The organism is Oceanospirillum sanctuarii (genome assembly GCF_002150805.1).
GTDB lineage: Bacteria > Pseudomonadota > Gammaproteobacteria > Pseudomonadales > Halomonadaceae > Oceanospirillum > Oceanospirillum sanctuarii.
The window spans coordinates 770,583-787,310 of the sequence record NZ_MTBA01000001.1 but is presented as its reverse complement, the minus strand read 5'-3'; the positions used below and the strand labels follow the sequence as shown (position 1 = coordinate 787,310).

Genomic DNA, 16,728 nt, shown 5'->3' with positions numbered 1-16,728 from the left:
GATGAAGTTACCGAATATTTTAACCGCGTTGCGTATTGCCTTTATTCCATTGATTGTCGCGGTTTTTTACCTGCCATTTGAAAACAATCTCTACATTGCTGCAGGTATTTTCGCCTTGGCAGCCTGGACAGATTGGCTGGATGGGTTTCTTGCCCGTCGCCTGAATCAATCAACACCTTTTGGCGCATTTCTTGATCCTGTTGCGGATAAGCTGATGGTGTCTGTTTCTTTAGGCTTGCTGATCGATGCTCATGCCAGCTTCTGGATGACAGTTCCAGCTCTGATCATTATTGGCCGCGAGATCGTCATTTCTGCACTGCGGGAATGGATGGCAGAGTTAGGGAAGCGAGCGAGTATTGCAGTTTCTATGATAGGTAAGGCAAAAACCTCGCTGCAGATGTTGTCGATCTTCGTCCTCTTAAGTCAGGAGCCGGGCACGGATATCGCGTTTGTCGGTATGATCCTGCTCTACGGTGCCGTAGTTCTGACGATCTGGTCGATGGTTCAGTACCTTAAGGCAGCTTGGCCTGATCTTAAGTCCGGTATGTGATTTGAACGACTATTCTGAGCGCTCTAGCCGGATAATTGTAATAAAAACAAAAAGTTGTGAAAAAAAGTGTTGACGCTTGGAATTGCACGTATATAATACATCCCAAGTTCAGCGGGAATAGCTCAGTTGGTAGAGCACAACCTTGCCAAGGTTGGGGTCGCGAGTTCGAGTCTCGTTTCCCGCTCCACTTAAGTTTTGAGAAAAGGCCGGGTGGCAGAGTGGTCATGCAGCGGACTGCAACTCCGTGTACGCCGGTTCGATTCCGACCTCGGCCTCCATCTCGAAAATATTGCTTGTGTCAGTCATTTAATGACTTTTTATAAGCGCCAATAAGCCCGGATGGCGAAATTGGTAGACGCAAGGGACTTAAAATCCCTCGGTGGTAACACCGTGCCGGTTCGATTCCGGCTCCGGGCACCATGAAGCGATAATCATCCTAATCGTTTCAATGACAGCAACGCAGCGCTAAAGGCGCTTTTTTTGTTTCTGTCCTTATCTTTTATAGAGAATGGCCGAGTGGCAGAGTGGTCATGCAGCGGACTGCAACTCCGTGTACGCCGGTTCGATTCCGACCTCGGCCTCCATTCTCTCAATTCCCTTTGTTTTATATCTCCTGTTATTTCTTTTTTAAAATATTCTTTGCCCATAAAAAAACCCCATGTCAGCGACACAGGGTTTATTTTGCTGTTTCAGAACTTAAGCCGGACAGTACATCTGGTGTAGTGTTCTGATAATGGTGCTTGCCCGATCACCATTCAGCGAATAGTAGATTGTCTGGGACTCGCGACGGGTCTTAACTAACTCATCCCGACGCAGAACGGCCAGGTGCTGGGAAAGTGCAGACTGACTCAGATCTAATGATTCGTTCAACTCGCTCACTGATAACTCTTTGCCATTCAGGTAGCATAAAATCATTAGACGGTTTTCGTTGGCCAGTGCTTTTAACAGTGCGGTAGCTTCCTTGGCATTATCGCGCATTGCCACTAGATCAACGTTTTCTTGGATTGATTCCTCGAAAGTTGCCATCGTTTTATAACTCGCTAGAACTAATTTAGTTGTAATTAATATTAGTATATTTTGTGGAATTCAACAAATAATCAGTCTCATTTCCGCAAAGCTCCCGATTATAAAGGGAGTTCTCTCCGCATGAAAGCAAACCTGTAATCATTAATTCGATTGTCAACATTAGCGCTTCTCATCTTTAGTATTAGGTGCTGCTGATTCTAAGGGTTGTCGACACTTTAGTTTTGTTAAGTCCTTACTGGCTGGGCTAAAAGGTAATGTTTATAGGCCTTTCAGAAGGATGCACCTTTTGTCTTAGTTTCAAAGTGGACTTTATCCATTAAAGTTGTCGACGATCCTTATGGGTTGGTGTCGACAATTGTTAAACCCCTCAAAAGTTGATGCTCTAAAACCTGTACAACACACCAATAACAACTAAAAGAGGTCTTGCCACATGACCTATCAGGCACAATACGAAAAGTCCATCCAACAACCTGAGCAGTTTTGGGCAGAGAAAGCTGCGGACATCCCTTGGTTCACTAAGCCGCAACAGATTCTGGGAAAAGATGAGTTTGGTACCGATCGCTGGTTTATCGATGGTGAGCTGAATACTTGCTATGCAGCTGTTGATTACCATGTAGAGAACGGTCGTGGTGACCAGATTGCCATCTACTACGATTCTCCGGTGACCGATGTTAAAAAGTCGATCACCTATAAAGAGCTGCAAGACCAGGTAGCAACGTTTGCCGGTGCTTTGGCAGCAAAAGGTGTTGGCAAAGGCGATCGCGTTATCGTTTATATGCCGATGGTTTCTGAAGCCGTTGTTGCCATGCTGGCCTGTGCCCGTCTTGGTGCTGTGCATTCTGTTGTGTTTGGTGGCTTTGCTCCCCATGAGCTTGCGGTTCGTATTGATGATGCTAAGCCTAAAGCGATTGTCTCAGCTTCCTGTGGCATCGAAATCCAGAAGGTGATTCCTTATAAAGCGATGCTGGATAAGGCAATTGAGCTTGCTGAGCACAAGCCTGATTTCTGCGTATTGCTGCAACGTCCTCAGGAAACTGCAGAGCTGATTGAAGGCCGTGATTACGACTGGCAGGCGCTGGTGGCTGATGCTCAGCCTGCAGAGTGTGTGTCTGTTAAAGCGACAGACCCTCTTTATATTCTTTACACCTCAGGCACAACAGGTAAGCCAAAAGGTGTTGTACGTGATAATGGTGGCCATGCTGTTGCGCTGAAATACAGCATGAAAGCTATTTATGACACTGACCCGGGTGAAGTCTTTATGGCTGCATCGGATGTAGGTTGGGTTGTTGGTCACTCCTATATTGTTTATGCGCCGCTTCTGGCAGGTTGTACAACGGTTGTTTATGAAGGTAAGCCGGTGCGCACTCCTGATTGCGGAGCTTTCTGGCGTCTGATTGAAGAGTACAAGATCAAGTCCTTCTTCACGGCACCTACAGCTTTCCGCGCGGTTAAAAAAGAAGATCCGAATGGTGAAGAGCTTAAAAAGTACGATATCTCGTCACTGAAAAACCTCTTCCTGGCGGGCGAGCGTCTTGATCCACCAACCTTCTTCTGGTTACAGGAGCTGGTCGGTGTACCTGTGGTGGATCACTGGTGGCAGACTGAAACCGGTTGGGCGATCGCTTCCAACCAGATGGGTATTGAGCCTCGCCCTGCTAAAGCAGGTTCGGCAACGGTTCCGACCCCAGGCTTTGATGTTCAGATTCTGGATAGCAAAGGCAATCAGATGCCTGCAGGCGAGCAGGGTAGTGTCTGCATCAAATTACCTATGCCTCCTGGTTGTCTGGCAACAGTTTACGGCGACCCACAGCGCTTCCAGAGCTCTTACCTGAGTACCTTTGACGGTTATTATCTGACTGGTGATGGTGGCTATATCGATGAAGAGGGTTACGTCTTCATCATGGGGCGTACAGATGACGTGATTAACGTTGCTGGTCACCGTTTGTCGACTGGAGAAATGGAAGAGATCATCGCCTCTCATAATGGTGTTGCTGAGTGTGCTGTTATCGGTATCAACGACGAGCTGAAAGGCCAGCTGCCCGTTGGCCTGGTGATCACCAAAGATGGCTATGATGCGGATGATGCTACCCTTGAAGCTGAGCTGGCAGCTCTGGTGCGTAAAGAGATCGGTGCCATTGCCTGCTATAAACAAACCATCGTGGTCGATCGTCTGCCTAAGACGCGTTCCGGTAAGATTCTGCGTGGTATTCTGCGTTCGATTGCCGATGGCAAGAGCTATCAGGTGCCATCCACCATTGATGATCCGGCAAGTTTGCCAGAGATTGAATCCATCATGGCGGACCACAATATCGGCGTAGCAGGTCAGGAAGCCTGATCTATTCCTCCTGAACCCGATGTCTAATCAGAAAAACCGATCCCTATGATCGGTTTTTCTGTTTCCGGGGCACCGCTAAGCCTGTGATACACTTGCAAAAAGTTTGAATGATTAGGGATGTTTAATATGAGTCAGTTTGATTTCGATCTGTTTGTTATCGGTGCAGGTTCCGGTGGTGTACGTGCGGCCCGAACAGCGGCTGGTCTGGGTAAAAAAGTAGCTGTAGCAGAAGGTCGCTTTCTGGGTGGTACCTGCGTCAACATCGGTTGTGTCCCGAAAAAGCTGTTCTCCTATGGCTCTCATTTTCATGAAGAGTTTGCTCAGGCAGCGGGTTTCGGTTGGACAGTGGGCGGCTCCAGCTTTGACTGGCCAACTCTGCGTGACAATAAAACGAAAGAGATCGAACGTCTTAATGGTATTTATCATAATCTCTTGGTCAACTCCGGAGTTGAGTTGATCGAAGGCTACGCTAGCTTCGAAAGTGCCCATGAAGTCAGTGTTGCGGGCAAAACCTACAGTGCAGAGAAAATTCTGATTGCAACCGGTAGTTCACCGTTTATTCCTGACTTTCCGGGTAGTGAACATGCGGTTAGTTCGGATGCAATTTTTTATCTGGATGAATTCCCGAAACGTTCCCTGGTTCTGGGTGGTGGTTATATCGCTGTAGAATTTGCAGGGATTTTCCATGGCCTGGGCGCTCAAAGCCATCTGGTTTACCGCGGTGAACAGCCTTTGCGGGGTTTTGATGAAGAGGTGCGTCAGTTTGCCTCTGAAGAGATTAGCAAGAAGGGCGTTCAGTTTCACATGAACGCCAATATCGATTCGATCGAAAAGCAAAGCACAGGCCTGAAAGTTACGCTGACTACCGGTGAGATTCTCGAAGTTGATCTGGTGTTATGTGCGACGGGTCGAGTGCCTAAGACAGATGGCCTGAATCTTGATAAGGCCGGTGTTGATTTGGGTAAAGGCGGTGAGATTTTGGTCAATGAGGAGTTTCAAACGTCCTCTGCGTCTGTATTTGCACTGGGCGATGTGATCAATCGTATGCAGCTCACGCCCGTAGCTCTGGCTGAGGCAATGGTTTTTGTGAACAATCAGTTCCAGCCTGAACTACCTGCTAAGACTATGGATTACAGCAATATTCCAACGGCTGTCTTCTGTCATCCGAATATCGCAACAGTCGGTATGACGGAAGAAGAAGCGAGAGCCGCTTTTGATAAAGTTGAAATTTATAGTGCTTCTTTCCGTCCCATGAAGCACACCTTGTCGGGCTCTGATGAGCGTCACCTGATGAAGCTGGTGGTTGACGCGAATTCCAGAAAAGTTGTCGGGGCTCACATGGTGGGTACTGATGCGGGCGAAGTGTTGCAGGGTATTGCAGTTGCTATTAAGGCAGGTGCAACGAAAGAGGTGTTTGACAGCACTGTTGGTATTCACCCGACTGGCGCTGAAGAGTTTGTTACCATGCGTACCTTGACCCGTAACTGATAGGGTTCAAGGTTCCAAATAAAAAAGGCTTTCCGGTTGTATCGGAAAGCCTTTTACTCGTATTGCTGATTAAGTCAGCAATACGGATAAATCAGATGGAGAACAGGCTGTTCAGCTTGGTCGCCAGCATCATGTTGCCCTGAGCCTTAACTTTGCCGGTCATAAAGGCAGTCATGCCGTTTACTTCGCCGCTCAGAACGCCTTTCAGGGTGTCTTTGTCCATGATCAGGGTAACAGATGGGTCGTCGTGTTCACCGGTACCAACGTTGCACTCGCCATCTTTAATCTCGATGTAGTATTCGCCAGCGTCTTTGATTTCGAACTGGAATACTTCATTCATGCCTTTAGCTGCTTCAGGTTTAAAGCCTTGTTTCAGGTTTTCGATCACTTTACCAACGTCAGTCATAGCATTTACCTTTTATAAATTCTTATCGTTCTGGTCGGGATTGCGACCGTCTGTTAAAGAGCATATTTCAAACATACGTTTGAATCAACCCTGTTGGTGACAATATTGAAGGAAAGAATACACAGCCAGAAACGCATCCTGTATGCTTGCTCCGCGTATTAAAAGAGATGGAGTGATCCGTGTACGAATTTTTTTCAGAGTATGGTCTGTTTTTCGCTAAGACACTGACTTTAGCGATAATTTTTGTCGGTTCTATTCTTCTGCTGATTGTCGCCGCCGCTCAGGGTAAGCGCAAGTCAGGCGAGGGTGAGTTTGAGATTGAACACCTGAATGAAAAGCTTTCTGAAACGACTAAAGCGGTTAAGGAAGCTGTTTTTGACAAGGACGCCTTTGAGCAAGAGCTGAAGGCTGAGAAAAAAGCGGAAAAAGCCCGTAAGAAAGAAGCAAAAAATAAGAAAGATGAACCTGAATCTGAAGAAGCCCGTAAGCGTGTTTTCGTTCTGGATTTTGACGGTGATATCCGCGCCTCTGATGTCGATTCTTTGCGTGAGACCATCAGTGCGGTACTGACCATTGCCCGTCCGGAAATTGATGAGGTTGTACTCAAGCTTGAAAGCGGCGGCGGTATGGTGCACAGCTATGGTTTTGCTGCTTCACAGCTGAAGCGTATTACCAATAAGAATATCGACCTGACTGTTTGTGTGGATGCTGTAGCGGCCAGTGGCGGTTATATGATGGCCTGTACAGCGAATAAGATTCTGGCAGCGCCTTTCTCGATTATCGGTTCTATCGGCGTTGTTGCTCAGATTCCTAATTTCAACAAACTGCTGAAAAAGCACGATATCGATTACGAAGTGCTGACTGCTGGTGAGTATAAGCGCACCATGACAGTGTTTGGTGAGAACACCGAAGAGGGTCGTAAGAAGTTTGTTCAGGATCTGGAAGAAACCCATGTTCTGTTCAAAGATTTTATCCATGAACAGCGCCCGGATCTGGATCTGTCTAAGGTTGCTAACGGTGATGTTTGGTACGGCAAACAGGCACTGGAGCTGGGCTTGATTGATGGTCTGAAAACCAGTGATGAATATCTGCTGGAAAGTTGTGATGATGCAGATGTCTATGAAGTTAGCTACGAAGTAAAAGCAGGCTTGGTTGATCGTCTGGGGGAGATGGTTTCTCTGAGTATCAGTAAGACTGCTGACCGCTTCCTGACCCGTGCCCGTAAGACTGAGATCGAGCGCTAACGAGTTAGCTTCTCTGTTTGAACGCAAAAAGCCGGAGAAAAATCTCCGGCTTTTTTGTGGCTGACACTTTGATTGATAGATTGTGGGATTGAGGTTTTAACCTTTCATGGAGGGTTTAGCTCCATTCCGCAGGATCTTTATCCTGATCAAGGCCGGCTTCGCTCCAGGCAGCGTAACCGCCAATCATGTTGATTACCTTGGTAAAGCCCATTTCCTGAAGTGTTTTTGTTGCCAGTGCACCACGGCCGCCAGCCTGACAGTAAACAATGATCTCCTGATCTTTGTTTTGCAGTTGAGGGTGAGCATCAACACGAAACTCCAGTACACCTCGTGGAACATCAATAGCAGAAGGGATATGCCCTTGCATAAACTCCTGCGGCTCGCGAACGTCCAGCGCTAATGAACCCTGCTTAATTTTCTCTGCAGCCTGTTGAACATCACATTCGGTGATTTCAGCTTTCGCTGCAGCAACAAAATCCTGTGTGGTTAGTGCCATGATAACCTCTTGTTTTTCTTGGGTTTGTCGCGGGTTCGAAAGAGAGTGTGCGAACCCGCTTTATCAGGATTAAGTATGGCTCTTTTTATTAAGGTTTGTCTAATAAATGTTTAGTTGGGCAAGGTAGCCAGAAAATCCTGCCATTGCTGAGAAAACTCCTGGCTCAAATCGGCTGTCTGCAGATAGCGGCGGAAGCTCTGCTCAACCTCCGCAAACGAGATGTTGAGTTTCTCAATGCCAGCAAGGGCGCTGAGTGGTGAAAGTTTGAGTTGCTGTTGCAGGAGCAGTTGGCGATCCAGAGGTTTTTCCGTTGAGCCGGATTTATCTGAAGATATCTGCTTGTTAGGAGGGAAGCTATCGGTGTCAAATTCTGCTGGTGATTCGTTTGAGGGCGTCGCATCGCCTTGGGTTTGAACGCTAGCAGGTGTTTGCATTTCCTGGCGCTTCTGCTCAACGCGGCTGCGTAGGCCGCCTTCTGCACCGTTCTCGGACACATCAACCATAAGAGCTTCGGCTTCAGTCGGAAACTCTTCATAAAGCTTCGAAAGGCTGTTCAGGGTGTTGATGTCTTTAACATCCTGTTGATCAGCAAAGGCCTGAACTTTTTCCGGCGCTTTAAGAAGGGAAAGTCGCTTGGAGAGCCAGCTCGGAGAACGTCCCAACGCCTGAGCTACCTCTTTCTTGTTGCCGGATACTTCTACCAGACGCTGCAGTGCGCGGGCTTCTTCTAATGGTGCTATATCTTCCCGCTGGTTATTTTCGATAATCTGGAGCGCCAAAACAGTGCTGTCACTGGCAGGGCGTATAATTGCAGGAATCGATTCTTTTCCTGCGTAGTCATGAGCTCTCCAGCGGCGTTCGCCCATGATGATGCGATGGCTGCCGTCTTCATCTTCTGGTTGTACGACAATCGGTTGCAGAAGGCCGTTTTCTTCGATGCTTTGTGCCAAATCCAGCAAGGATTCGTCATCAAAACTTTTGCGGGGCTGTTCAGGGTCAGGAATGACCTTGTTCATTGGCAGATTAACCAGTGGAAGCTGCTTCAGTTGATCCTGCAGGGAGGAGCCGAGTCCCATGGTCTGTGGATTGCCCTCTTTGACATCCTTTTTCGCAGTATCATCGTCAATAAGATTAAAAAGCATTTTCTTCCTCTGGCTTGAGTCTTTTACGTCAAAACGCATTTTTTAACGAAATTGTTTGGAAGTAAAGCTTCGACTGCTACTACACCCTAAACGCCTGCTGAGGTAGAATGCGCGGGTTTTTTCATCTGTTCTCCGAGGTCCTGAATGTCCACAGAAAATCCTAAAGTTGGTTTTGTCAGTCTGGGTTGCCCTAAGGCGCTGGTTGACTCAGAACGTATCCTGACACAGCTGCGTACTGAAGGTTACGAAATTTCCCCATCCTATGAAGGCGCTGGCCTTGTGGTGGTGAATACCTGTGGCTTTATCGATGCTGCTAAAGCTGAGTCTTTAGCCGCCATTGGCGAGGCTCTGGAAGAGAACGGAAAAGTTATCGTGACAGGCTGCATGGGTGCTGATGGCGACCAGATTCTGGATGCTTACCCGCAAGTTCTGAGTGTGTCCGGTCCTCAGCAGTATGAGCAGGTGGTTAGTGCGGTACATGAATATCTGCCTCCTAAGAAAGATCATGATCCTTTTATCGATCTGGTTCCACCACAGGGTATTAAGCTGACACCGCGTCACTACTCTTATCTGAAAATTTCTGAAGGCTGTAACCACCGTTGCACTTTCTGCATTATTCCTGCACTGCGTGGTGATCTGGATAGCCGACCTGTAGGCTCGGTAATGGATGAGGCGCAGCGTCTGGTTGATGCGGGCGTTAAAGAGCTTTTAGTTGTGTCTCAGGATACCAGTGCTTACGGCGTTGATCAGAAGTACAAACTGGGCTTCTGGCAGGGGCGTCCGATGAAAACCCGCCTGAAAGAGCTGTGTGAAGCACTTGGCTCGCTGGGTGTTTGGGTACGCCTGCATTATGTGTACCCGTATCCGAGTGTGGATGATGTGATCCCTCTGATGGCAGAGGGTGCTATCGTACCTTATCTGGATATCCCGCTGCAGCATGCCCACCCTGAAGTGCTGAAAATGATGAAGCGCCCGGCTGCCTCCGAGAAAACTATGGAGCGCATCAAAAAATGGCGTGAGATCTGCCCGGAAATTGTGATCCGCAGTACCTTTATTGTCGGCTTCCCGGGTGAAACAGAAGAGCACTTTGAATACCTGCTGGACTTCCTGCGCGAAGCACGTCTGGATCGTGTGGGTTGCTTCACTTACTCGCCAGTTGATGGCGCTCCGGCTAACGAGCTGGAAAATCAGATCCCTGAAGAGGTTAAAGAAGAGCGTCTGGCGCGCTTTATGGAAGTTCAGGCTGAAATCAGTGCTGAAAAACTGCAGGAGAAGATCGGCCTTGAGATGGATATTCTGATCGACCATGCAGGCCCTGATGGTGCTATTGGACGTACCAAAGGCGATGCTCCTGAAATCGACGGTGAAGTACACATGCCTGATGTGACCGGTCTGGAGCCTGGTCAGATAGTTCGTGGTCGCATCATCGGTGCCGATGAGCACGACCTTTGGGCAGAACTGGTTTAACAGCGCTGGCTGTTATTAGGTGTTATTGGCTATTAGCTGCAGCCTCGCTAGGCTGCAGCTAATTCTACACTGCTAAATGCTGGCCAATAAAAAAAGGCTCAACCTTTCGGGTTGAGCCTTTTTTATGTCTTTTGAACGGATCTAAACTGCTTAGACAGTAGGTCGTTCAACAGCTGCCTGCCACAGAACGAAAACAAGAGCCAAGCCCGGGGTCAGGCCGATTGCAGGCAGAATTACATCAGGAGCCACGGAAGCAACAATTGCGATTACCGCCACTACAGCAGTCATAACTAGGTTGATAAATAAGTTTGAAAAGCCACCCATGGTTGTATCCTCAAAAAAGTGTTACTTAATTTCTCAATGGTAACATTTTGAGGGGGTGGCTTCATATGCGAAATGTCTGAAGTTGTGCTAAATCCGGGTGCTAACTCTTTACAGGTGTCAGCTTATTTTTACGTTGTATCTGATACAAATCGTAGCAAAAGGCGATAACGGCCAGCCAGATCAGCCCAAAGGCAACCATCTGTAAGCCCGAGAAGGGCTCATCAAAGATATAGATGGCCGTAAAGAACTGCATCGTTGGGTTGATATACATAATGAAGCCGATAACGGTTAGTGGTAGCTGTCTTGCGGCGGCTGAAAAGAGTAATAAAGGTACGGCAGTTACGATACCGGAGAGCATCAGGTAGGTGTTTGTAAAGTCCAGGCCTTCAGCCGTCGGTTGAGGGATAGGGTTGAGACCCGTACCACCGATGATAGCCAGAAAGATGATTGCCGGGATGATTAGCCAGCCAGTTTCCAGAAAGAGACCGTTAAGAGTTTCAAAGGGGGCTTGTTTACGGACCAGGCCGTATAGGCCGAAGCTGGAGGCTAGTAGTAGTGAAATCCAGGGCAGTGCGCCAACGCGGTAGATTTCAAAAGCGACTGCGATGCAGGCCAGTACAATGGATACCCCCTGAAGTGGTCGAATCTGCTCTTTGAGGATAAAACGAGCCAGAAATACACTGACCAAGGGGGTCAGAAAATACCCGAGGCTTGACTGAATAACCTGTCCGATACTGACCGCGTAAACAAAGATCAGCCAGTTGGTTGAGATCAGAATAGCGGCGACACCTGACCACATCAGTGCTTTTACCGAGAGAGCTTCTTTCAGCGTTGTGAGTTTGCCGAGCCCTAATACCAGGATCAGACAGAACAGGAAGGACCAGACCACCCGGGCGGAAATAACTTCCATCGGTGCGATGTGGGCAACCAAAGAGAAAAAGAGCGGGAAGCAGCCCCAAATCAGATAGGCAAGTACACCTGTGCCCAGCATTTTGATATTCATAGTGCGTCATTCTTCCTTATGGGGTGTATTTGGCTTCGGCTAAGTTTCTCAGGGCCAATGCTTCTGTTCTGCGAATGATGGCTTGCCACTGCTGAAGGGTTTTCAGCTCCGCACGACTCAGGTTTTGAGTATTTGTCGGGTAAAAGCCAGTACCGCTGAAGCGAAACCTTTCCTTAAGATCTGTCCGTTGCCGCATGCTGGCTGTGTCTGAGGTGAGACTGTCGAGCACTTTGCTGCTTGGCTGATGGATCAGGGCGATATGTGGGATGCCGGAGGTATTCTGGTAGGCGTAGACAAAGCGGAAGTCACTCGCAGGCATGCCTGCTTCCATCAATGATTGATATTTGGCTAAGGCGAAATCTTCGCAGTCACCGCCACCGCGGTTGATGAAAGCTTCCCGAGTCAGCCAAAGGTCATCGCGATCAGGTTTGTAGCTGAAATGAGTGTTGAAGTGTTTGTTGATGCTTTCTATAAGCAGTAGCGATTCACTTGATTGCCCAGTTGGTAGGGGGCTTTGGGCAGGGTAGTCTTCAGCCTTCGCAAGGTCTGAGCTCAGTACGAGTAGGGCGAGTGGCAGTAAAATAACCTGTTGAATCAGTGAGTAAGGCACGGTGGTTCTCACATAAAGAGTGTATTATAGGAGATACTTTTGTTGCCTGAACAGCTTGGTGTTCAGGAATAATTATTCAGAATTGATGGCGTTGCAGAGGTTCACGTGCAGTTTGTTCAGACCTATTTGGATTTAACCCTACAGGATACAATCGCTTTTGCCTGGTTTGTTTTCTGGTGGACGCTCTATTACTTCTTTTCTAAAAATGCGATGAACCGTAAGGCTTGTCTCGCCCGGGTGATGCATGCGTACCGGGTTGACTGGATGACGCGCTTACTTGAGCGTGAGGTGCGCATTGCAGATACCACGATTATGACTCATCTGGAGCGTAACGGTGCATTCTTTGCTTCCAGTAGTCTTCTGATTCTGGCAGCCCTGTTTACCATGCTTGGGGCAACAGAGCAGGCAATGGGCGTGCTTTCTGAGTTGCCTTTTGCTGCCTCAGTCTCCCGAATTGAATGGGAGCTTAAGGTATTGCTGCTGATTACTATTTTTGTCTATGCCTTTTTCACCTTTACCTGGTCGATGCGTCAGTATAATTTTTGCGCAATCCTGATCGGTTCTGCACCTCACCCGGAAGATGCCGATGTTACTCCTCAGGGGCGTAAAGCTTATGCTCAGCATGCAGCAGATTTGATCGATCTGGCCGCAAACCAATTCAACTACGGTTTAAGGGCCTATTACTTTGCACTTTCTGTGCTTTGTTGGTTCTGGCACCCCTACATTTTTATGTTGAGCACGATCCTGGTGGTTATGGTGCTTTATCGCCGTGAGTTTCACTCCAAGTCATTGAGAGCGCTATTGGCTGCGAGGGATGCAAATATCCAATTTACGGGGATTTTCCGTTAATTGGAGATTTTTTCGGATTTCATCTGCTTTTTTTAGACAGCGCTTATCTCTCGGTTTTTGTCTAAATATATAGTCTTAATACGAAAGTAAGGGGTGTTCAAAAAGATGATTTTTCTGGGTTTCTGGCAATACCTAGAAAAAATTCTGTAACAAGAGTGGGCTAGAATGGCTTTTCGTCGTTAATGTAATATCCCTACATTGACTTGGGTCATTCAAAAAATCCCTTTTGAGCGCATTATTGTCTTACCCTTTCTTCTGGGTATAACAATAATGACAAATCAAAGAGGCAGGGAAATGCTCGCTCAACCACTTTCTAATTGTTCCGAAGTACTCCTCAACGGAGATGATCTCATTATCTCCAAGACAGATCTCAAAGGCCGAATCACCTATGCTAATCGCACCTTTATGCGGGTGGCAGGGTTTGGGGAAGAGGATCTGCTTCATAAACCTCACAATCTGATTCGACATCCGGATATGCCAAAAGGCGTGTTTAAGTTTCTCTGGGAAGAGTTACGACAAGGACATGAGTTTTTCGGTTTTGTAAAAAATTACACTGCGGACGGTGGTTTTTATTGGGTTTTTGCCAATATAACGCCGGATTTTGATGCGCAGGGTAATGTGCAGGGGTACTTCTCTGTCCGTCGCCGTCCTAATCCTGATGCGATCAAGGTGATCGAACCTATCTATCAGAAAATGAACGAGATTGAACAGCGGCATTCTCCAGTGGAGGCCTGTAAGCACTCTCTCGCATTTCTGAATCAGCTGCTGGAAGGTAAGCAGATCAGCTATGAACGTTTTGTAATGCAGTTACAGTCCCGTTAAAAGAAGCAGGGAGTTAAGTATGGCCCGAACACTTTTTATACTCGTTTCACTGCTACCTTGCTCCCTGCTAGTTATCTCCTTTGTCCGTGAATCCTTTTCATTAGAGCTGCTGCTTGTGGCCTCTGTCTTTTATCTCTCTCTGTTTTGGTATTTGCATCGCCATGCACGCCATAAACAAACATTGGCTTCTTTAACAGAGGTTCTTAATCGTGCGGCCTCTGGTGAGCTGCATCATAGGGCGACTCATACTAAAGAGTATGGCGTGGCGGGGGAGATGGCCTGGGCGGTAAATGAACTGCTCGACTTTGTTGAAACCTATTTCAAAGAAGTGAAGCTTTGCTTTATTCGAGTTAATAAACAGGACTTTTCCCGTGAGGCAAAGGCGACTGGTTTGCCCGGGGATTTTTCTGAGTCTCTGGAATCCATTAATCAGGCAATTCTGGCGATCAAAGAGAACCTGAGCTTTACGGAACAGAACAGTCTGACCAGCCAGATTCATGATATTAATCTGCAATCCTTGCGTGCAGACCTGTTTCATAGCGAATCCGATGTCCGTTCTATTCAGGCTGATATTGCTGATGTTGATCAGATCGCCAAAGAAAATAGCGAAGTTGCCAAAGAGAGTAGCGCCTCAATTAAGCAGATGAGTGCTAATTTACATCAGTCCACTGAGCAGATCACGCTTCTGCAAAGAAAGACGGAAGCACTGAGTGAAGCAAGTGAGGCGGTATTCAAGGCGTTAAATCTGATTGGAGATATTGCGGATCAAACCAATCTTTTGGCCTTGAATGCTTCCGTTGAAGCGGCAAGAGCAGGGGAGGCGGGTCGTGGTTTTGCAGTTGTTGCTGATGAAGTGAAGAAGCTGTCCAACCGGACTAAGGATACTGCAGCAGAAGTCCATTCCGTATTGGGTTCATTGAATCAGCAGGTTGACTCGATTCGTGAGGCTACATCCAGCAGCAGTGCATTAAGCTTCGAGGTTACAGAGCAATTGGATGACTTTCTACAGTTGTTTAATTCTTTGGAATTAAGCTCTGCACAAACCTCAGATAAAGTCGCTCTGGTGGTTGATCATGCAGATTCGGCCGTAGAGCGTATCGCTCAGGTGATATTCAAGCAAAACGTCTATGCCCTTCTGGAAGAGAAAATTACTCGCTCGGAGTGTTCGGGTCTTGAGGTGCAGATGGAAGAGATCAGGGCAAAAGCTGAGGAGTTTAGTGGTGCTTGTCAATCCCTTGCAGATCTTGCAATTCAGTATGTTGCTGCTGAAGCATCTATAAGTGGTGATGCCTTAGTTGATAAGCTGAGAAGGTTGGATCAACCGGTTTGACTTCGGGCTGATCAAACTCGTATTCGGGGAAGATTGGAATGGAATTTTACGGGATAAGGAGCAGCTGAATCAGCATTAGGCTGCTCCAAAGACTAAAGCTCTGTCTCTTCCGCTCTTCTTCGCCTGATACATCGTCTTGTCTGCGGCATCCATCAGGCGTTCAGCTGTTGGGAATTCCCGTTGACCCGGAATATGGGTGGCTATACCCACTGAAGCGCAGATAGGGATCATAATGCCTGCAGCTACTTTAATCGGATTGCGATGCAGGAAATCCCTGATGCGTTCCGCAATTGTTAATCCGATATCGGTTGTCACCCCTGGCATTACAATAACGAACTCTTCACCACCATAGCGGCCAACATAACCCCCTTTGCCTGCAGCTTTCACCAGGGTTCTGGCGAAGTGCTTCAATGCAGTATCACCTGCCTGATGGCCGTATCTGTCATTAACCTGTTTGAAATGGTCAATATCCAGGAACATAACGGTCAGTGGGCGGGAGTTTTCAGTTGAATGCTTAAAAGCTTTGGCGGAAATAGACTCGATGTAAGCCCGGTTAAAGACGCCGGTAAGAATGTCTTTTTTCAGCTGCTCTTTGAGTTGTTCTTCACTGGCTTTTGCCTCTGAGGCTTCGCTGCGGGCTTTGGCGAGATCCTGCATCAACTTCATATTACGAACAACGAGCTGCTGTTTGGCATCCTCAATCAGCTGGCCAACGGAAAACGATGTTTGTACATCGGTTTCGAAAATTTCATTCAGCGCTGGCAATTGAGCAGAGACTTCGTCAACAATCTCTGTGATCTGGCGAGTATTGAAGAGTTTGCACTTATTGCTTTCGTTGATCAGTTTGCTCATGACGCTGGGCTTTTCATCCTGTGCCCAGAGCTCGGCAAAATGGCCTGAGAAAATTACGATCTGTTCATCAATATGCAGATCTTCTTTGGCAGATCTGTGGCTGTTTTTCACCAGATTGACGTAAAAGTTAGGCATGCCCCAGTGGTCTAGAAGCCAACCACCTACTTCGGAGTGATCGGTTCCAAACTCACTGCGTTCAAACTTGGCCAGTTCAGAGTGATTATCTGCGCTGTGGAAGATCACGCCGTAGCGGTCCATCTCGATTTCGTTCAGTGCCAGCATGCCAATATCCTGCACCAGTCCTGCAAGAAAGAAGCGCTCAGGTTTGATCTGTCCCATTTTGCAGGCCAGGACACGACCCAGTACGCCAGACACGAGGCAGCGACGCCAATAGCTTTGGTGGTCCATGGTATTGGTCTGGCTATCGTACATCGCTTTGGCAAAGGAGAAACTCAGAGCCAAAGTCATGGTCATATCCAGACCGATGCGGGTGATGGCATCTTTTACGGAATCAATGGTTCTTGCGCCCATGTTGGCGGCAGAATTTGACAGGGCAACCACTTTGGCTGCCAGAGCCGGGTCTTTCTCAAGGATTCCGGCAATAAGGGCAGAGTCAGTATCGCTTCGCTTAGCATGCTCGATAACCTGATACGCCACTGCAGGAAGAGAGGGTAGTGTTTTGCAGTTTTCTAATTTTTCTAATAACACCGGATCCATCAAGCACTCCTGACACGGTACTGGCTAGCTCTGTCCATAGAATAGGATAAAAGGTGGTATAACAATT

The 16,728-nt window shown here is 47.7% G+C and carries 16 protein-coding genes and 4 tRNA genes; 12 read left to right on the top strand and 8 right to left on the bottom strand.

Annotated features, from left to right (window positions below; genetic code table 11):
• Position 1: 1 nt before the first annotated feature.
• From pgsA to BV405_RS03250, 5 genes are all read left to right on the top strand, one after another.
• Positions 2 to 550, top strand: coding sequence for a CDP-diacylglycerol--glycerol-3-phosphate 3-phosphatidyltransferase (pgsA, locus tag BV405_RS03270; protein WP_086479400.1), 549 nt, complete (start codon positions 2 to 4; stop codon positions 548 to 550).
• Positions 551 to 661: 111 nt separating this feature from the next.
• Positions 662 to 737 (top strand) — tRNA-Gly (locus BV405_RS03265).
• Positions 738 to 754: 17 nt separating this feature from the next.
• Positions 755 to 828: transfer RNA gene (locus BV405_RS03260), tRNA-Cys, on the top strand.
• A 55-nt stretch (positions 829 to 883) separates the two neighbouring features.
• Positions 884 to 970: transfer RNA gene (locus BV405_RS03255), tRNA-Leu, on the top strand.
• A 90-nt stretch (positions 971 to 1,060) separates the two neighbouring features.
• Positions 1,061 to 1,134 (top strand) — tRNA-Cys (locus BV405_RS03250).
• Positions 1,135 to 1,246: 112 nt separating this feature from the next.
• Here the strand turns inward: BV405_RS03250 and BV405_RS03245 are convergent.
• Positions 1,247 to 1,528, bottom strand: coding sequence for an ArsR/SmtB family transcription factor (locus BV405_RS03245; RefSeq protein ID WP_086479399.1), 282 nt, complete (start codon positions 1,526 to 1,528; stop codon positions 1,247 to 1,249).
• A 478-nt stretch (positions 1,529 to 2,006) separates the two neighbouring features.
• Between BV405_RS03245 and BV405_RS03240 the strand changes: the two genes are divergently transcribed.
• Complete coding sequence (locus tag BV405_RS03240) at positions 2,007 to 3,911, top strand: propionyl-CoA synthetase (protein ID WP_086479398.1); 1,905 nt, start codon at positions 2,007 to 2,009, stop codon at positions 3,909 to 3,911.
• Positions 3,912 to 4,037: 126 nt separating this feature from the next.
• A complete protein-coding gene (gene gorA / locus BV405_RS03235; protein ID WP_086479397.1) occupies positions 4,038 to 5,399 on the top strand; it encodes a glutathione-disulfide reductase in 1,362 nt (453 codons plus the stop codon).
• A 91-nt stretch (positions 5,400 to 5,490) separates the two neighbouring features.
• Here the strand turns inward: gorA and BV405_RS03230 are convergent, their stop codons facing one another.
• Positions 5,491 to 5,805 (bottom strand): SCP2 sterol-binding domain-containing protein, encoded by a 315-nt coding sequence (locus BV405_RS03230; RefSeq protein WP_086479396.1) that lies wholly within the window; start codon positions 5,803 to 5,805, stop codon positions 5,491 to 5,493.
• A gap of 179 nt (positions 5,806 to 5,984) precedes the next feature.
• Here BV405_RS03230 and sohB point away from each other — a divergent pair, with 179 nt between their 5' ends.
• Positions 5,985 to 7,049 carry a protease SohB gene (gene sohB / locus BV405_RS03225; RefSeq protein ID WP_086479395.1) on the top strand — a complete coding sequence of 355 codons (1,065 nt, stop codon included), beginning with the start codon at positions 5,985 to 5,987 and terminating at the stop codon, positions 7,047 to 7,049.
• A 115-nt stretch (positions 7,050 to 7,164) separates the two neighbouring features.
• On the opposite strand, the gene BV405_RS03220 is transcribed toward sohB, so the two are convergent.
• Positions 7,165 to 7,545 (bottom strand): rhodanese-like domain-containing protein, encoded by a 381-nt coding sequence (locus tag BV405_RS03220; protein ID WP_086479394.1) that lies wholly within the window; start codon positions 7,543 to 7,545, stop codon positions 7,165 to 7,167.
• A 110-nt stretch (positions 7,546 to 7,655) separates the two neighbouring features.
• Positions 7,656 to 8,687 carry a ParB/RepB/Spo0J family partition protein gene (locus tag BV405_RS03215; RefSeq protein WP_176330028.1) on the bottom strand — a complete coding sequence of 344 codons (1,032 nt, stop codon included), beginning with the start codon at positions 8,685 to 8,687 and terminating at the stop codon, positions 7,656 to 7,658.
• Between the two features lie 144 nt (positions 8,688 to 8,831).
• Between BV405_RS03215 and rimO the strand changes: the two genes are divergently transcribed.
• Positions 8,832 to 10,154, top strand: a complete 1,323-nt coding sequence (gene rimO / locus BV405_RS03210; RefSeq protein ID WP_086479392.1) for a 30S ribosomal protein S12 methylthiotransferase RimO — start codon at positions 8,832 to 8,834, stop codon at positions 10,152 to 10,154.
• A gap of 150 nt (positions 10,155 to 10,304) precedes the next feature.
• On the opposite strand, the gene BV405_RS17600 is transcribed toward rimO, so the two are convergent.
• The 3 genes from BV405_RS17600 to BV405_RS03200 form a co-directional block, all read right to left on the bottom strand.
• Positions 10,305 to 10,478, bottom strand: a complete 174-nt coding sequence (locus BV405_RS17600) for a hypothetical protein (protein WP_176330027.1) — start codon at positions 10,476 to 10,478, stop codon at positions 10,305 to 10,307.
• Between the two features lie 100 nt (positions 10,479 to 10,578).
• Entirely contained in the window at positions 10,579 to 11,481 is a 903-nt protein-coding gene (gene rarD, locus BV405_RS03205; protein ID WP_086479391.1) for an EamA family transporter RarD, read from the bottom strand.
• Positions 11,482 to 11,497: 16 nt separating this feature from the next.
• Entirely contained in the window at positions 11,498 to 12,091 is a 594-nt protein-coding gene (locus BV405_RS03200) for a transglutaminase-like cysteine peptidase (RefSeq protein ID WP_176330026.1), read from the bottom strand.
• 105 nt (positions 12,092 to 12,196) lie between these two features.
• On the opposite strand from BV405_RS03200, the gene BV405_RS03195 reads away from it, so the two are divergent.
• The 3 genes from BV405_RS03195 to BV405_RS03185 all read left to right on the top strand — a co-directional run bounded on the left by BV405_RS03195 (position 12,197) and on the right by BV405_RS03185 (position 15,092).
• On the top strand, positions 12,197 to 12,940 hold the full coding sequence (locus tag BV405_RS03195; protein ID WP_086479389.1) for a DUF599 domain-containing protein: 744 nt from the start codon (positions 12,197 to 12,199) through the stop codon (positions 12,938 to 12,940).
• 294 nt (positions 12,941 to 13,234) lie between these two features.
• On the top strand, positions 13,235 to 13,762 hold the full coding sequence (locus BV405_RS03190; protein WP_086479388.1) for a PAS domain-containing protein: 528 nt from the start codon (positions 13,235 to 13,237) through the stop codon (positions 13,760 to 13,762).
• 19 nt (positions 13,763 to 13,781) lie between these two features.
• Complete coding sequence (locus BV405_RS03185; RefSeq protein WP_086479387.1) at positions 13,782 to 15,092, top strand: methyl-accepting chemotaxis protein; 1,311 nt, start codon at positions 13,782 to 13,784, stop codon at positions 15,090 to 15,092.
• Between the two features lie 75 nt (positions 15,093 to 15,167).
• On the opposite strand, the gene BV405_RS03180 is transcribed toward BV405_RS03185, so the two are convergent.
• Positions 15,168 to 16,661 (bottom strand): sensor domain-containing diguanylate cyclase, encoded by a 1,494-nt coding sequence (locus BV405_RS03180; RefSeq protein ID WP_086479386.1) that lies wholly within the window; start codon positions 16,659 to 16,661, stop codon positions 15,168 to 15,170.
• Between the last annotated feature and the right edge of the window lie 67 nt (positions 16,662 to 16,728).

Excerpts from the sequence above, each read along its gene's own strand:
- pgsA (WP_086479400.1), top strand. The coding sequence starts at position 2 with ATGAAGTTACCGAATATTTTAACCGCGTTGCGTATTGCCTTTATTCCA.
- BV405_RS03215 (WP_176330028.1), bottom strand. The coding sequence starts at position 8,687 with ATGCTTTTTAATCTTATTGACGATGATACTGCGAAAAAGGATGTCAAA.
- BV405_RS17600 (WP_176330027.1), bottom strand. The coding sequence starts at position 10,478 with ATGGGTGGCTTTTCAAACTTATTTATCAACCTAGTTATGACTGCTGTA.
- rimO (WP_086479392.1), top strand. The coding sequence starts at position 8,832 with ATGTCCACAGAAAATCCTAAAGTTGGTTTTGTCAGTCTGGGTTGCCCT.
- BV405_RS03245 (WP_086479399.1), bottom strand. The coding sequence starts at position 1,528 with ATGCGCGATAATGCCAAGGAAGCTACCGCACTGTTAAAAGCACTGGCC.
- BV405_RS03180 (WP_086479386.1), bottom strand. The coding sequence starts at position 16,661 with ATGGATCCGGTGTTATTAGAAAAATTAGAAAACTGCAAAACACTACCC.
- rarD (WP_086479391.1), bottom strand. The coding sequence starts at position 11,481 with ATGAATATCAAAATGCTGGGCACAGGTGTACTTGCCTATCTGATTTGG.
- BV405_RS03240 (WP_086479398.1), top strand. The coding sequence starts at position 2,007 with ATGACCTATCAGGCACAATACGAAAAGTCCATCCAACAACCTGAGCAG.
- BV405_RS03190 (WP_086479388.1), top strand. The coding sequence starts at position 13,235 with ATGCTCGCTCAACCACTTTCTAATTGTTCCGAAGTACTCCTCAACGGA.
- BV405_RS03220 (WP_086479394.1), bottom strand. The coding sequence starts at position 7,545 with ATGGCACTAACCACACAGGATTTTGTTGCTGCAGCGAAAGCTGAAATC.
- gorA (WP_086479397.1), top strand. The coding sequence starts at position 4,038 with ATGAGTCAGTTTGATTTCGATCTGTTTGTTATCGGTGCAGGTTCCGGT.
- BV405_RS03185 (WP_086479387.1), top strand. The coding sequence starts at position 13,782 with ATGGCCCGAACACTTTTTATACTCGTTTCACTGCTACCTTGCTCCCTG.
- BV405_RS03230 (WP_086479396.1), bottom strand. The coding sequence starts at position 5,805 with ATGACTGACGTTGGTAAAGTGATCGAAAACCTGAAACAAGGCTTTAAA.